A 14,387-nucleotide genomic window follows, 5' to 3' on the forward strand; every position below is an offset into this window, starting at 1 on the left:
TGAACATCTGAGGAACCGACATCATGCAAGCGACACCTTCCAGCAAGGCTTCATTAAAGAAGCGTACGGTGATCACCCGGATCGCGGGATGCATCGCGATTGCGGCCAGTGTTTTCGCGGCGCAGCGTTTCGCCAATTCAGCCGAAGCGGCCACGAAAATTCCGCCGCCCGTTCAGGACGAACAGGTCGGCGCAACGCACAGCGAAACCGCCGTGTTCGCGGGCGGCTGCTTCTGGGGCGTGCAAGGCGTATTCGAACATGTGCGCGGCGTGAAACAGGTGGCGTCCGGCTACACGGGCGGTGCGGCCGGCACCGCGCAATACGAAACGGTCAGCGGAGGCGACACCGGCCACGCGGAATCCGTGCAGATCACCTATGACCCGACGCAGATTACCTACGGACGCCTGTTGCAGATTTTCTTCTCGGTCGCGCATGATCCGACCGAGTTGAATTACCAGGGACCGGACCACGGCACGCAATATCGATCGGCGATTTTCCCGGCCAATCCGCAGCAGCGGAATGTCGCGACTTCGTATATCGCGCAACTCGATAAGGCACACGTGTTTTCAGGGCCGATCGTGACGCGGGTCGAGAACTTCAAGGGCTTTTATCCGGCTGAAAATTATCACCAGAACTTCCTCGTTCTACATCCCGACTATCCGTATATCGCGATCAACGATATGCCGAAGGTCAGCGAGTTGAAGCGGATGTTTCCCGACCTGTATCGCAACGATCCGGTGTTGCTGAAAGTCGGCGCATAACGGTCACGCAAGAGAGACACGACGTTCGATTCCGTACCGCTGGCGCGGGATCGAACGTGCTTTTTGAAGTCGGCGCGGTCACGCCATTTGCGCATGACGCGACCGTACCCAATGATTCATCCCTGCGCACACCAGCAAGAGAAACGCGGTCACGAAAAACACCGGCTGCAAACCGATATGCGCGCCGATCTGTCCGCCGATCAGCGGACCGATCACCTGCCCCGAAAATTGCGCGGATTGCAGATACCCCAAGGTCGTCCCCGAGTGGCTTTCATCGACCGATTGACGCACGAGTTTCGCAATCGACGGCAGCAATCCGGCAATCGTCATTCCCATCACGCCGCGCAGTACCGCCAGTTGCCACCAGTGCGTGACGAACGCCTGCGGCAGCATCACCAGCGCCGTGGCGGCAAGGCATCCGACAATCACGTTCCACCCGCCGACGCGATCGGCCAGCGCGCCCAGCCGCGGCGCGGTCAGCATGCTGCCGAACGCGGACGCCGCCATCACGATCCCCGCCGTCCGCGCGAGATGCGCGTGCGGCACGCCCAACTGTCCGATGTACACGGTGATGATCGGCTCGATGGACATGTTCGCAAGCAACACCATCATCGCGGTGACGAGCAAGGCCGGGATCACCGCGCGGTTCGCTTTCGGCGCTGACGAACCGCTTGCCGCGAGCCGCTGTTTCGCATCCGCGAGACGATCGAAGTCTTCGCGCACCAGCAGCATGGTCGCCGCCGCAGCCACGGCGATCATCGCGCCGCCGACGAAGAACGTGCCGCGAATGCCGACCCATCCCGGCAGAAAGCCGCCGACCAACGGTCCGATCAGATTGCCCGACAACGCGCCGATGGACAGCACGCCGAGCGCCCATCCGGCGCGTTCGCGCGGCGCCTGGGTGCCGATCATCACGATCGACGCCGACGCATAGCCGCCGATCAAACCCGCCAGCAACCGCAGCGTCACGAGGTCGGTCACGTTGCGCGCGACGCCGATCAGCGACATCACCACCGCCATGCCGATCGCCGCGCGCACCAGCATCGGCTTGCGGCCGTAGCGGTTGGCGAGGCGGCCCCACAACGGCGCGGTAATCGCGGTACCGAAAAAGGTCGCGCCGAACGCGACGCCCGACCACTGAACCACCGCAGCCGGCGAAGCGACGCCGAGTTGCTCGACATAGAGCGGCAGGAACGGCAGCAGCATGCTCAGGCTCACGAGCGTCGTGAACGATCCGAACACGCAGACCGCGAGATTGCGCTTCCAGTAAGCCTCGTTGCGTTGCGCGTAGCTGCTGTGGGAAGGCGGCGCCGACGCCGACGCCGACGCCGACGCCGCCGTACTCAGTCCGTTCACCGGAGGATTCATCTGATCGCTCATGATTGCCGTGTTTCCCGCCTGTTTCATAACGCGAGAGTACGCATGATCAATCATTCTGAAAAATGAATTTAAAGGATCGATTCAATCTCTTTTGACGAATGAACCAGCACCGTTCGGGCTTTCCGCCCATGCCTGCTCGATCGCGTGCAACGCGCTCAGCACGATCGACCGGTTCAACGCCGCCGCCAGCGTGCCGTCCCGCTCGGCATACGCTTCGCACAGCCGCTGATGATCCGAGCAGGAGCGCTGCAAACGGCCTGGCAGCGTCGTGCTGAGGTGGCGCAGACGGTTGGTCCGCATCCGCATCGAATCGAGCACTTCCTTGAAAATGCCGTTGCGGCACACGCGCAATTCTTCGTCGCGGAACGCGACATTGGCCCAGAAATAGCCGTCGACGTCGCCCTTCGCGGCCACGTCGGCAAGACATTGGTGCGCGCGCCATAGCGAGGCGATGTCGTCGTCGGTCGCGTGTTCGACGATGGCCAGCGACACCTGCGCGTAAAGGATCGCGCGCAATTGGTAAATTTCGCGCACGTCTTTCAGATTGACCGCCGACACGCGCGGGCGTCGACGCGGCGCCCAGTCCACCAGCCCTTCGCGGCTCAGCACGAACAGCGCCTCGCGCGCGGGCGTGCGGCTCACGCCGAAGCGCTTGGCGAGATCGACCGAGTTCAGATCGTCGCCGGCCGCGAGCCTTCCTTCGATAATCCCGCGCGCCACCCAGTCGACGATCTCCGCCACGGGCGACGCCTCGCCGTCGTCCGCCAAGGTGCTTTTGTCGACATCTTCGTCCATCGCGGGTCCTTGTCTGGGGCGCGCCGGAGACCGGCGCAGCAGCGGATTCTAGCAAACGGCGGCCAATGTTCTAGCGCGCGCCACGCTGCACCGTCTTCGACAAAGTGTACACAGATGATTTGCCCGACTCTTGAATTTTGAGCAAATACCGCTTTATCATGTCAAAAGTGTCGACACTAAAACTTGAACCACGAACCAGCAAAACGACACGACCAAGCCCATTCCATACAGACCAGGAGACGTCATGTACATGGAAAAGGAAATCGCCGGGACGGCTCACGCCGCGCCCAGCGTGTCGGCGCGGCTCGACCGCCTGCCGCCCACGCGCTACTTTCGCGGCCTCGTGGTGCGGATCGCCATCGGCGGCTGGTTTGAGTTCTACGAAATGTTCATGGCGGCCTATATCTCGCTCGGGCTGATCGGCAGCGGTCTGTACCGGGCAACCACGGCGGGGCTGTTCGACGTCAACGGATTCGCCAGCTTTCTCGGCTCGTTCTTCGCGGGCATGTTCGTCGGCACGGTCGCGCTGGGCGGCTTCACGGACCGCTTCGGACGGCGTGCGGTGTTCACCGGCGCGATGCTGATCTACTCGGTGGCGACCTTCGTCTCGGCTTTCCAGACTTCGCCTGAAGCGATGGACCTGTGGCGCTTCTTCGCCGGGCTCGGCATCGGCGTGCAACTCATTACTGTCGACACTTACATCTCCGAACTGACGCCCTATCGCGCTCGCGGACGCTACTCCGCGTTCAGCATCCTGATCATCCTGACTTCGGTGCCGATCGTCGCGGTGCTGTCGTATCTGCTGGTGCCGCACGCGATTCTCGGACTCGACGGCTGGCGCTGGGTGATGATCATCGGCTCGGCGGGCGCGATCCTGATCTGGTTCATGCGGCGCGGTCTGCCGGAGTCGCCGCGCTGGCTCGAAAGCAAGGGCCGCGAGGCGGAAGCGCATGCAATCGTCGACGCGATCGAGGCGCGCGTGATCGCGGAAACCGGCCAGGCGCTCGCCGCGCCGAGCCTCGACGCGCCCGGCTCGTGCCGCGGCGAAAAAGGCTCGTGGTCGGAAATCTGGCACGGCCGCTATCTGCGCCGCACCATCATGCTGTCGATGTTCAACTTCTTCCAGACCTTCGGCGTGTACGGGTTCGGCGCGTGGGTGCCGGTGCTGCTGTACTCGAAGGGCATCACGATTACGCACTCGCTGCTTTACACCATGGTGATCGCGTTCACGACGCCGCTCGGCGCACTCGGCGCGATGTGCTGCGCGGAGCGGCTTCAGCGTAAGTGGCAACTGGTTGGTTGCGCGATTGCGGTGGCGGTGGCGGGCGTGCTGTTCGGGATGGCGCGCGAGCCGGTGCTGATCGTGCTGTTCGGCGGCATCGTCACGATCGCGAACAACTGGATGATCGGCATCTTCCACACGTATCAGGCCGAGCTGTATCCGACGCGTATCCGCGCGCGTGCGGTCGGCTTCGTATTTAGCTGGAGCCGCGTGAGTTCGATCTTCGTCGGCTTCTGGGTGGCGGCCCTGCTCAAACATTCGGGCGTGCCGGCCGTGTTCGTGCTGATTTCGTCAGCCATGCTTGTGATCGTCGTGATGGTCGGCCTGTTCGGGCCACGGACCAACGGCGTTCGTCTTGAGGAGTTGTCCCGATGAGTTCCATTGCCGCCACGTTCGCGCAGGGTCTTTTCCGTCTGGCGCAGCGTCCATTGCCGGTCGATGTCGCGCAGGAAGCCCGGCGCTCGCTGATCAACGTGATCGGGACGTCGATCGGCGCGTCTACGCACCCCGGCGTCGAAGCGATTCTCGCCACCGCGCGCGAACTTGGCGTCGACGAAATCGCGCCCGTGCCGGGACGCGGCGAGCGCGTCGACAGCCACTTTTCCGCACTGGCGACCGGCTTCGCCGCCCATCTCGACGATTTCGACGATACCCATCTCGCCACGGTGATTCATCCCGCTGCTTCGGTGTTCGCGGTGCTGACCGCGCTGACGCCAGCAACCCAGCCGGACGGCGCGCGTGCGCTAACGGCGTTCGCGCTCGGCTGCGAGGCGCAGTTGCGGGCCGGCGTGTCGATCTCGCCGGAACACTACGATCGCGGCTGGCACATCACCGGCACATGCGGAGTGATCGGCTGCGCGGTGACGGCGGCGCTGCTGCTCGGACTCGATCAGCACGGCTTGACCGAAGCAGTCTCGATCGCCGCGTCGATGTTCGTCGGACAGCGCGAAGCGTTCGGCACGATGACCAAGCCCTATCACCCCGGCAAGGCGGCCGCCAACGGCATTGCCGCCGCGCGTCTCGCGCAGCGCGGCGTGCACGCGGCCACGGACATTTTAGAAGCGCCCGGCGGCTATTCGCACTCGCTGTCCACCAAGGTCGACTTCGCGCTGATGAACGACGATTTCGGCGAGCGCTGGGAGTTGCTGTTCAACACGTACAAGCCGTATCCGTGCGGAATCGTCGCGCATCCGGCCATCGACGGCGGGCTTGCTCTGTCCACGCAAATCGACGACGTGGAGTCGATCGACGCCATCACGCTGCGCTGTCATCCGCTGGTGCCGGAGTTGATGGGCAACCCGCAGCCGAAGGACGGTCTGCAGGCACGCTTCAGCGCGATTCACGGCGTCGCCGCCGCGCTGTGCGACCGGCAGGTCGGCCTCGCGCAATACGACGACGAACGCGTGCTGCGTGACGACGTCCGCGAGGTGCGCGCAAAAACGACGCTGTCGCCGGATGCGTCCGTGCAGCGCGACGAAGTGTTCATCGAAGCGCGGCTGAAGGACGGCTCGACGCTGAGCCACCACGTCGAACACGCGCGCGGCAGTTTAGCGAGGCCGCTCACGGTCGATGAACTGATGGACAAGGTGCGTCTGCTGATCGACCCGCGTCTGGGCAGCGGCACGACCGCGCGTCTCGCGGCCATCGTCGAAGGACTCGACACCGCGCCGGATCTCGATGCGCTATTCGCTTTGTGCACGCCGAACGAGGAACTGAATCATGCATAACCCCGCCGCTCATTCCGCCGTGTCGGATGCGTTGACCGGATTCGCCGCGATTGCGTTGATGGATCTGCGCGTGCAGACCGTCGCCCGCCAGGCCGTTGCACAGGCGCGCGAGCGGATCGCCTCAGCCGGCGAGGCCGCGAAGCAGGTCGCCGCTCTACTGCAAGCGCCTGGCGGCGAGTCGCGCAACGACACGCGGATGCACGCGTGGGTACTCGGCGCGACGCTGGCGGCGCGGCCGGAATCGGCGTCGCCTTCGGCGCCCGTGCTGGCCGCCGTGATCGCGACGGGCGACCGGCTCGACGCATCCGCCGACGACATCGCGGCCGCCGCCGCTGTCGGGATCGAAGCCGCCGCGCGCATTCTCGCCGCCGTCGATAGCGACGAGTTCCGTGCGCGCTGGAATGCCGCGTCGACGGTCGGCGTGCTCGGCGCAGTGCTGGCGATGGCGCGTCTGCACAAGCTTGACCGCACACGCACGCGCCACGCTCTCGGCATCGCCGCCACCCAGACCGCCGGACTCGCGCGCAACGCGGGCAGCACGATGGCCGCGATCGAAACCGGCAAGGCCGCCGCCGATGCCATCGAAGCCGCGTTGCTCGCGAAACATGGCTTCACGAGCGCGGCGGCATCGATCGACGGCCGCCGCGGATTCGCTGCGTTGATGGCTTACCGGTTCGACGCGGCGTCGATCACCGAGGGACTGGGTTCGCATTGGGTGTCGTTAAACTGACGCAGCAACGCGCCGCTGATAAAACACCAGGAGACACCCGGCATGACGGCATACAAACAGGCATCGGATGCCCGCTCGAATCGTCCCGCACGGCGGTTGGCGCGCACGTTCCTGCGGCAAGGCATCGCCGCGGTCTGTGCCTGGTCGATGCTGACAGCGTGGCCCGCTCACGCCGACAACGCCGATGACGCCGCCGTCATCACCACCCGCGCGGGCGCGTTGCGCGGCGTCGAACATGGCGTCGTCGATGTCTATCAGGGCATTCCGTATGCCGCGCCGCCGGTGGGCGATCTGCGCTGGCGCGCGCCGCAGCCCGCGGCATCGTGGACCGGCATCCGCGACGCTACGCAACCCGGCAATGCCTGCGTGCAGTCGGCCACGTTCTGGCGGCCCGGCAACGGCGCGAGCTGGCACGAAGACTGTCTGAATCTGAACGTGTGGAAACCCCGTCACGTCGATGCGCATCTGCCCGTGATCGTCTGGTTCCACGGCGGCGGCTGGATCAACGGCGCGGGGGCGGACATGCAGCCGGTGCAAATCGCCTCGCAGGGCAATATCGTCGTGACGGTCGACTACCGGCTCGGCGCGCTCGGCTATCTGGCGCTGCCCGCGCTCGACGCGGAATCGTCCGACCGGCAATCGAGCGGCAACTATGGCGACCTCGACAAGATCAGCGCGTTGAAATGGGTCAGGCAGAACATCGCGGCGTTTGGCGGCGATCCCGACAATGTGTCGATTGGCGGACAGTCGGCGGGCGCGGGATCGGTGTGCTGGCTGCTGGCGTCGCCGGCGGCTAAAGGCCTGTTCAACCGCGCGATCATCGAAAGTATCGGCGACTGCGCGATCGTCAGTCACGACACGGCGACCACGCGAGGCAAGACATTTGCCGAAGCGCTCGGCTGCACGGACCCGTCGACCGAAATCGCGTGTCTGCGCCGCAAGAGCCCGGCCGACATCATCGACGCGCAGGTCAAGACCAACCTTACCTGGCGTCCGGTCACCGGCGGCTCCGCGCAACCGGTGCCGGTGCTCGACGCGTTCCGTTCGGGCAATTTCAATCGCGTGCCGGTGCTGGTCGGCAACGTGCGGCACGAGACGCGCGTGTTCGTCTACGAAGGCAACGACATGGTGCGCCAACCGTTGACGCCGGATGGCTACCGCTCGTCCGTGCAGACGCAGATGGGCGACAAGGCCTCGCGCGTGCTCGCCGAATATCCGCTGAATGCGTATCCGTCGGCGGGCGTCGCGCTCGCGGCGGTGCAGACCGATTCGCGCTTCGCGTGCGGCTCGGTGCCGGTCGCGGATGCGCTGTCGGCCTGGGTGCCCACCTACACCTACGAGTTCCGCGACGACACCGCGCCGCATACGCCGTACATGGTGGTGCCGCCGTCGTTCGAGATCGGCGCGGCGCACTCGTCCGAATTGCAATACATCTGGCGCGGCGACGCCGCCACGCCGGTGTCGAGCGGACAGTCGAGCGGTTATCTCCCGCTCTCGCCCGAACAGAGCCGACTCTCGCAGATGATGCAGACGTACTGGGCAAGCTTCGCGCGCACCGGCAATCCGAACACCGCGACGCAACCCGACTGGCCGCGCTACGACACCGCGAAAACGCAGCGGCTCGGCTTGCTGCCCGGCGGCGCGACCGACATCATCACCGGCGACGCCTACGCGAAAGAACATCACTGCGGATTCTGGGCCGCGATGCAATAGCACGGCGAAGCGGCTCGTTTGATTCGATCACCTGGTTCACCCTCACCGTAAAGGAAATACATGGCCGAGTTTCACATGCCGGCGCGCCGCCGCATGCTCAAATCCGCTGGCGCGATGGCTGCGCTGGCGCTGTCTCCCCGCCTCTTCGCCGCCGATGAAGCGGCCAGCCCCGGCGCAAACCACAGCACCACTAACGGCGCCGACATAACCGGACGCCTTGCACGCTACATGGTGGCCTCGCGCGACACCGCGCTGCCCGACGCGGTCGTGCTCGCCTGCAAGCACCGCATTCTCGACACCTTCGGCGCGATGGTATCCGGCGCGCGGATGAGGCCCGGCACGATGGCCGTGAACTACGTGCACGGACTCGGCGGCGAGCCGCAGGCGTCGGTGATCGGCGCGAGCTTTCGCACCACCGCGATCAACGCCGCGCTCGCCAATGCAATGTGCGCGCATTCCGACGAAACCGACGATTTCGAGCCGGTCACCAAGGCGCATCCGGGCAGCTCGGTGGTGCCGGCCGCGCTGGCGCTCGCCGAGCGCGAAGGCCGTAGCGGCCAGGCGCTTATTCGCGCAGTGACGCTCGGCTACGACCTTTCCTGCCGTCTGCTGATGGCGCTCGGGCCCGACCTCGTGCGCGGCACGCACCGCAGCGCCGAAGGCACGGCATCGACTTTCGGCGCGCTGGGCGCGGCGGCATCGCTCGCACAACTGGATGAACTGCGCACGCGCTACGCGATTTCGTACTCGGCGCAACAGGTGTCGGGCATCTGGAGTTGGGTGAAGGACAAGGACCACATCGAAAAGGCATTCGACTTCGCGGGCATGGGCGCGCGCAACGGCGTGACAGCGGTCGACATGGTGCAGGCAGGATTGACGGGCGTCTACGACGTGCTCGACGGCACCAACAACCTGTTCATCGCGCTATCGACGAGTCCGAAACCGGAGGCGATGCTCGACGGCCTGGGGAGCCGCTTCTATGTCACGGAGACGGCGATCAAGACTTACTCGGTCGGCTACCCGATCCAGTCGCCGCTTGATGCGCTGCTGACGTTGCGCAAGCAGTACGGGCTAAATCCGGACAACGTGCGCAGTATCGTCGTGAAGATTCCGACCGACGCCGAGGGCATCGTCGGCGAGAGTGCGATGCCCGATGTCAATTGCCAGCATCTCGTGGCGCTTGCGCTGGTGAAGGGCGCGGTGTCTTTCGTCGACAGTCACGACGTTGCGTTGATGCACGACCCGCGCATTCTCGCGCAGCGCGCAAAAGTCACCGTGACGCCGGATGCCGCGTTGATGGACCCGTCCGCGCCGCGCGGCGCAATTGTCGAAGTCACGCTGACCGATGGCCGCAAGGTCAGCCATTTCACGAAGTTTCCGCCGGGCACGAAGGAGAATCCGTTGAACACGGAGGCCGTCAACGCAAAAGCGCGCGATCTGATGGCGCCGGTGCTCGGCGCGGCAAAGGCCGACCGGTTGATCGAGCGGATCAACGGGCTGGAGACCGTGGAGGACATCCGCGAGCTTCGCCCGCTGTTCACGGTGTAGGGATGGACGCGGGCGACGTGAGTGGCGCGCCGGCCTGCCCGCGGGTCGCGTCGAAGCCGGTTTGCTGACGAATCCGGCTGCGCCAACGCAAATGGCCTGCGTCACCCTCGGGCGATGCAGGCCATTCACGTTTGCTAACGGCTAGTTGCTGCTTCACTGCTTTACTACTGCTCTGTTGCTTTACTGCTGCTTTACTACTGCTCTGCTGCTTCACTACATCACTACTTCACTACTGCTTAAACTCGACACGAGGCACGGGTTACAAAACCGACTCTGCAACCCACTCACCAGAATCAACGAGCGTAGTTGACAACCGGTGCCGAATACGAAGTCGGCTGCTCGCTGGTGCGGGCGCCTGCCTGCGACGAACCGTTAGCCGTCGAGCCATAACCGCTGTTTTGAGCGGCGGCGTTCTGAGCGGCAACGCGTGCTTCGGCGGCCTGGATGTTGCCCGGGTAGTCGTAAGCGTTCGACGTCGCCGGGTTGTAGCCGGCCTTTTCCAGTTGGACCAGTTCCGCGCTCACCTGAGCACGGGTCACCGGTTGATTGCTTTGTGCAAATGCGGCCAGCGGCGCAGCGATAAGGGCGGCGATAACAGCAGCTTCGATCAGCGATTTCATGATTCCTACCTCCAGAGATTGTTTTGTGCGCTGAAAAAACCTGTGTGTCTTCAGCGAATGGAAGGAGTGTAGGAGCGCCGCGACCTAGGGTAAATACCTAGTCCATGAATTCACTGTTGCTGGAAACGTCATAATCGACTGTTAGATGGCAGCTTTGCCATTTTTGGATCGCATAACGCGCAGCTATGCGCTTTGCCGCGTTAATGCTGACGGGCAAACTGCATCGACGTTTCGCGCGAGGTACGATCGGCCGGAGTGCCGGGAACCGGCAGCCGTACGGTGAAGGTCGTGTGCAAACCGGGCACCGAACTGCAGTCGATGCTGCCGCCGAGCAGTCCGGTCGCGCGGCGGCAGAACGCGAGCCCCATGCCCGCGCCGCTGCCGTGCTGCTTGGTCGAATAGAAGGCGTCGAAGATACGGGGCAGCACGTCCGGCGCAATCCCCGGCCCGGTATCGCGGACTTGCAGCACGCAGAAGTCGTCCTGCAGAACCGCGCTGATCACGATCTGGCCGTCGCCGCCGATCCGGATCGCGTGAAGAGCGTTTTTCAGCAGGTTGAACAGCACGAAAATCACCACTGTGTCCGATCCCGAAAATTTCACCGTCGGCGGAATCGAAATGACCGTGACGCGCGAACGTTCGTCGCCGCGAAACGGGTAGCTTTCGAGCGCCGCCGTCACGCAATGCTGCAGCAGATGCACGCCGAACCGGCTACGGTCCAGGCGCTCCAGCGTGAACGACGTAAGCGCCATTTCGACCATCGCGGTCGTGCCCGCAACCTCGCGCCGGATCGCCGAGGCAAGCTGGTTGATGCGCTCGGACTTCGCCCACCCTTCGCGATCCTCATGAAGACCGTGCGCAACGGCCAGCCTGTAACCCTGGAACACATGCGCCCACACGCTGGCGATTTCATCGGCGTGCATGCCGATGGTGGCAAGCGGCGTCGAAATTTCGTGCGCGATGGTGGCCGCGAGCGCATACGGATGAATCAGGTGATAGCGAACAATCGTAATAGCCAGCAACCCGAGGCTCAGCGCAACGAACAACACGCCCGGCGGATAAAACGAATAGCGGTAATTGACCGCGTAGTCGACGGCGGCAAAGGAGTACAGGCACAGATTGGCAAGACAGAGGTTCAGACGCTTGCGCACTTCGCCAGCCGATTGCCGGCGCGCGGCGAAAAGAATCTGCGCGCAACGTGCGGCAAGCACTACGGTTTGCGCGACATGCACCGGATGCAACGGTCCCGCGATCGGATAAAAGCCGAAGAAATGCCGCTGATAACCCGCGATCACCTCGTTGCCCGGAAGCAGCGCGGCAAGCCCCACGCACAGGCCGTACGACACCAGCAGCAGCGGCTGCTCGCGGCGGCGCCCCGCCACTTCTATCACGAAGTGATAGAACGCCGTCGGCAGAAACAGGATAAACAGATAACCCAACCTGACGAGCCAGCTGGCGACTTCCGGGTTGTCGGTCTGGAACAGCAGTGTCCACGCGCCTTGCCACCCGAAGGTCGTCACGCACATCAGAATGAATGGGACGGTAAGGCGCGTGACCCCTTGAGTAATCAGGATGTATAAGCCAAACACCAGAAACATCGCGGACACGATGGCAGGAGGAATGGCGTACATATGGCTCGACACGTCAGCCGGACTTACCGGTTACGCTCATTCCGCCATTGCGCAAACGTCAGGATGGTTTGCCCGATCTCGGCCGTCTCGATCCGCGTCCAGCCATAGAACGCGTCGTCCCAGCCGGGGATGCCGTGCGGCGTCAGCGTTCTGAATTCCATGCCGGAGCGGTACGCGAGGTCCGGCCAGAACAGCGGCATCGCTTCGCGCGTCGCCAGTTGCCGCAGAAGCTCTTTGGGACCGCTCTCGTCGGCGACGATCTCGCCCTGCGAAATCCAGTCGTTCTCGGCCCACGCGACGAACACGCTCGGATTGCCGGCGCGGTCGAACATCAGGATGGCGTTCTGCTCCGGCCGCCAGTAATACTCGACGATGCCCTCGCGGGCCACCACCTCGTCGATTACCTTGCGCGTTCTCGGGTCGCAATACGTCATGCCGTTCTCGCCGAGCGCGAGCCAGCCCGATTCGGAACAGTGCCGGCTCTTGGCGTCTTTCAGGAAATGCACGAGCCGGTTGGCCGAATCAGGATCGGTCTTGCGCAGATAAAGATCGACGATCCCGGCGTTGAATGCCTTGACCGCGACGGCCTCGTCGGCGACACCGGTCAACAGCACTTTCGCGCAGCGCAGCCCGGAGATCGACGACAGGAATTCGACGCCGCTCATGCCCGGCATGTCGTAGTCCACCACGACCGCCGCGACTTCTTCGAAGCGCGACGGCCGCGCCACGATGTCCCTTTCAGCCGATGTCTCGACGAAGCGCTCGACACCCGGCTCGCTCAGGCACGCCGACGACGACGCAAACTCCAGCGCATTTTCGCGGGCATGCTGACGGATGAAACCGAGCGCGGCTTGCGGCCGCGTGAAAAACAGATTGGTAAAAGTGTCCGGAAAGAACCGGCGCAATGCGTCGAGGTAGCTGTCGCTGTCGTCGACGAATACAACCGTTGCCGGATAGAAAACAGGTGGTCGAATAAAGTTGTTCATATGTTCACGTGGTTCTTCACGCCGCCGCCGTGGGACGCCCGAGGCAAGCCGGCAAGCCAGTCAGACGACCTGATCGCGCGGCAAGCCGTGGCGCGATGGCCTGGCTCCCGACGGTGGCCGGTACCCCTACCGTCAACCGCGTGATCAGCGCTGTGCTGTTGCCGCTTCCGGTCGTCGCCGGTTGTTCATGGGGAACAGGTCCTGGCGCCCGGCATCCGGCCCTCCACCGGATACCCAACGCCAACTGCCGGCTGCTCCCCCGCTGAGCCGTATAGTACAGGGGACTTTGCCCGAAAAGTACAAACTTGCGCGCGGCCGTTATAAGCGTATGCAGATTAAATTCACCGGTAGTTGCGCCACCCGTGAACTGCACCATTCAGGGTCATCCCAGGTTCATTCCGACATCAAATACCGCCTCCAGATGGCGTACATCTGGCTTTCCGAGGCAGTCGTTTATCATCGATTAATTGCATTATCGGAATAATCGGTTGGTTAAATATGACGAATACCGGCAAGGTGTTGATAATCGGCCTGCTCGTGATTGATCTGGGCGTCGGCGGTTATCTGCTTTTTCCAAAGGACGATGAACGACCGCCCGCCGCAACCGGCGCGGTGGTCAGCGAAACAGAGATTCCGCCCCGGCTCGATCTGCCGGCCAGCGCGGCGCGCATGGCCTCGGGCAGCGTGCTCGCTGCGACGCCTGAGACCGGCGCGGCGGACAAACCTGCCGCGCCGGCTTCGGTGCCTTTTGTGTCCCTGGCCCCCCCAGAATCTCCTCGCGCCCCACCCCCGCCGGTCGTGGCGGCGACGCCACACTCGACGCGCGCAACGCCTCGTCTCGCGGATAAACCGCCCGCCACGTCCCGCACGCAGGCATCGGCCGAAGCTCGCCGGGATGCGCGCGCGAAATCGAAAACCGTACAGCTTGCCCAGCAGGGCGACAGCCGCAAGCAGCGCGAGTCGAAGGCGCAAACGAAGCCGCAGTCGAAGTCGCAATCGAAATCCGTCTCGGCGACGATGACCGCGCGGCTCGTCAAGGAATCGGCCAAACCCGATCCGTCGCTGCCGCTGCCGCCGTCGAGCGCGCACGGTTCACATCCGGTCGCGGCGGCGATGACCGATCAGCTGGTCAGGGAGTCCTCCAGAGTGAACGCCCCGCCGCAGTCCAACTCGCAATACGGCAAGCATTGAAACCTGGCGTCGGCCAAGCTGGC

General features: G+C 64.1%; 12 protein-coding genes. 7 read left to right on the forward strand and 5 right to left on the reverse strand.

Going from position 1 to position 14,387, the window contains the following annotated elements; translation table 11 throughout:
* Positions 1 to 23: 23 nt before the first annotated feature.
* Complete coding sequence (msrA, locus tag ABH945_RS17535; protein WP_429251332.1) at positions 24 to 761, forward strand: peptide-methionine (S)-S-oxide reductase MsrA; 738 nt, start codon at positions 24 to 26, stop codon at positions 759 to 761.
* A gap of 78 nt (positions 762 to 839) precedes the next feature.
* Here the strand turns inward: msrA and ABH945_RS17540 are convergent, their stop codons facing one another.
* Together ABH945_RS17540 and ABH945_RS17545 are read right to left on the reverse strand one after the other, a co-directional pair.
* A complete protein-coding gene (locus tag ABH945_RS17540; protein ID WP_429251333.1) occupies positions 840 to 2,141 on the reverse strand; it encodes an MFS transporter in 1,302 nt (433 codons plus the stop codon).
* Positions 2,142 to 2,222: 81 nt separating this feature from the next.
* Complete coding sequence (locus tag ABH945_RS17545; RefSeq protein WP_429251334.1) at positions 2,223 to 2,936, reverse strand: GntR family transcriptional regulator; 714 nt, start codon at positions 2,934 to 2,936, stop codon at positions 2,223 to 2,225.
* A gap of 244 nt (positions 2,937 to 3,180) precedes the next feature.
* Here ABH945_RS17545 and ABH945_RS17550 point away from each other — a divergent pair, with 244 nt between their 5' ends.
* The 5 genes from ABH945_RS17550 to ABH945_RS17570 are packed head-to-tail and all read left to right on the forward strand — an operon-like array spanning position 3,181 to position 9,936.
* Positions 3,181 to 4,593, forward strand: a complete 1,413-nt coding sequence (locus ABH945_RS17550) for an MFS transporter (protein ID WP_429251335.1) — start codon at positions 3,181 to 3,183, stop codon at positions 4,591 to 4,593.
* Positions 4,590 to 5,945 (forward strand): MmgE/PrpD family protein, encoded by a 1,356-nt coding sequence (locus tag ABH945_RS17555; RefSeq protein WP_429251336.1) that lies wholly within the window; start codon positions 4,590 to 4,592, stop codon positions 5,943 to 5,945. The genes ABH945_RS17550 and ABH945_RS17555 overlap by 4 nt, the downstream gene beginning before the upstream one ends.
* A complete protein-coding gene (locus ABH945_RS17560; RefSeq protein ID WP_074769783.1) occupies positions 5,938 to 6,675 on the forward strand; it encodes an MmgE/PrpD family protein in 738 nt (245 codons plus the stop codon). Before ABH945_RS17555 ends, ABH945_RS17560 begins: the two co-directional genes overlap by 8 nt.
* 42 nt (positions 6,676 to 6,717) lie before the next feature.
* Complete coding sequence (locus tag ABH945_RS17565; protein WP_429251337.1) at positions 6,718 to 8,388, forward strand: carboxylesterase/lipase family protein; 1,671 nt, start codon at positions 6,718 to 6,720, stop codon at positions 8,386 to 8,388.
* Between the two features lie 60 nt (positions 8,389 to 8,448).
* Positions 8,449 to 9,936 (forward strand): MmgE/PrpD family protein, encoded by a 1,488-nt coding sequence (locus ABH945_RS17570; protein ID WP_429251338.1) that lies wholly within the window; start codon positions 8,449 to 8,451, stop codon positions 9,934 to 9,936.
* A gap of 293 nt (positions 9,937 to 10,229) precedes the next feature.
* Here ABH945_RS17570 and ABH945_RS17575 read toward each other — a convergent pair whose 3' ends face one another.
* From ABH945_RS17575 to ABH945_RS17585, 3 genes are all read right to left on the reverse strand, one after another.
* A complete protein-coding gene (locus tag ABH945_RS17575) occupies positions 10,230 to 10,556 on the reverse strand; it encodes a DUF4148 domain-containing protein (protein ID WP_429251339.1) in 327 nt (108 codons plus the stop codon).
* A gap of 200 nt (positions 10,557 to 10,756) precedes the next feature.
* Positions 10,757 to 12,187, reverse strand: a complete 1,431-nt coding sequence (locus ABH945_RS17580; RefSeq protein ID WP_429251340.1) for an ATP-binding protein — start codon at positions 12,185 to 12,187, stop codon at positions 10,757 to 10,759.
* 23 nt (positions 12,188 to 12,210) lie between these two features.
* Positions 12,211 to 13,173 carry a response regulator gene (locus ABH945_RS17585; protein WP_074769791.1) on the reverse strand — a complete coding sequence of 321 codons (963 nt, stop codon included), beginning with the start codon at positions 13,171 to 13,173 and terminating at the stop codon, positions 12,211 to 12,213.
* A 498-nt stretch (positions 13,174 to 13,671) separates the two neighbouring features.
* Between ABH945_RS17585 and ABH945_RS17590 the strand changes: the two genes are divergently transcribed.
* A complete protein-coding gene (locus tag ABH945_RS17590; RefSeq protein WP_429251341.1) occupies positions 13,672 to 14,364 on the forward strand; it encodes a hypothetical protein in 693 nt (230 codons plus the stop codon).
* Positions 14,365 to 14,387 lie beyond the last annotated feature (23 nt).

It is taken from the genome of Paraburkholderia sp. GAS333 (assembly GCF_050435665.1).
In the GTDB taxonomy this organism is placed as follows: Bacteria; Pseudomonadota; Gammaproteobacteria; order Burkholderiales; family Burkholderiaceae; genus Paraburkholderia; species Paraburkholderia fungorum_A.

Bases quoted from the DNA above. Each gene is read 5' to 3' on its own strand.
- ABH945_RS17555 (WP_429251336.1), top strand. From the start codon at position 4,590: ATGAGTTCCATTGCCGCCACGTTCGCGCAGGGTCTTTTCCGTCTGGCG.
- ABH945_RS17585 (WP_074769791.1), bottom strand. From the start codon at position 13,173: ATGAACAACTTTATTCGACCACCTGTTTTCTATCCGGCAACGGTTGTA.
- ABH945_RS17580 (WP_429251340.1), bottom strand. From the start codon at position 12,187: ATGTACGCCATTCCTCCTGCCATCGTGTCCGCGATGTTTCTGGTGTTT.
- ABH945_RS17540 (WP_429251333.1), bottom strand. From the start codon at position 2,141: ATGAGCGATCAGATGAATCCTCCGGTGAACGGACTGAGTACGGCGGCG.
- ABH945_RS17575 (WP_429251339.1), bottom strand. From the start codon at position 10,556: ATGAAATCGCTGATCGAAGCTGCTGTTATCGCCGCCCTTATCGCTGCG.
- ABH945_RS17570 (WP_429251338.1), top strand. From the start codon at position 8,449: ATGGCCGAGTTTCACATGCCGGCGCGCCGCCGCATGCTCAAATCCGCT.
- ABH945_RS17565 (WP_429251337.1), top strand. From the start codon at position 6,718: ATGACGGCATACAAACAGGCATCGGATGCCCGCTCGAATCGTCCCGCA.
- ABH945_RS17590 (WP_429251341.1), top strand. From the start codon at position 13,672: ATGACGAATACCGGCAAGGTGTTGATAATCGGCCTGCTCGTGATTGAT.
- msrA (WP_429251332.1), top strand. From the start codon at position 24: ATGCAAGCGACACCTTCCAGCAAGGCTTCATTAAAGAAGCGTACGGTG.
- ABH945_RS17550 (WP_429251335.1), top strand. From the start codon at position 3,181: ATGTACATGGAAAAGGAAATCGCCGGGACGGCTCACGCCGCGCCCAGC.
- ABH945_RS17560 (WP_074769783.1), top strand. From the start codon at position 5,938: ATGCATAACCCCGCCGCTCATTCCGCCGTGTCGGATGCGTTGACCGGA.
- ABH945_RS17545 (WP_429251334.1), bottom strand. From the start codon at position 2,936: ATGGACGAAGATGTCGACAAAAGCACCTTGGCGGACGACGGCGAGGCG.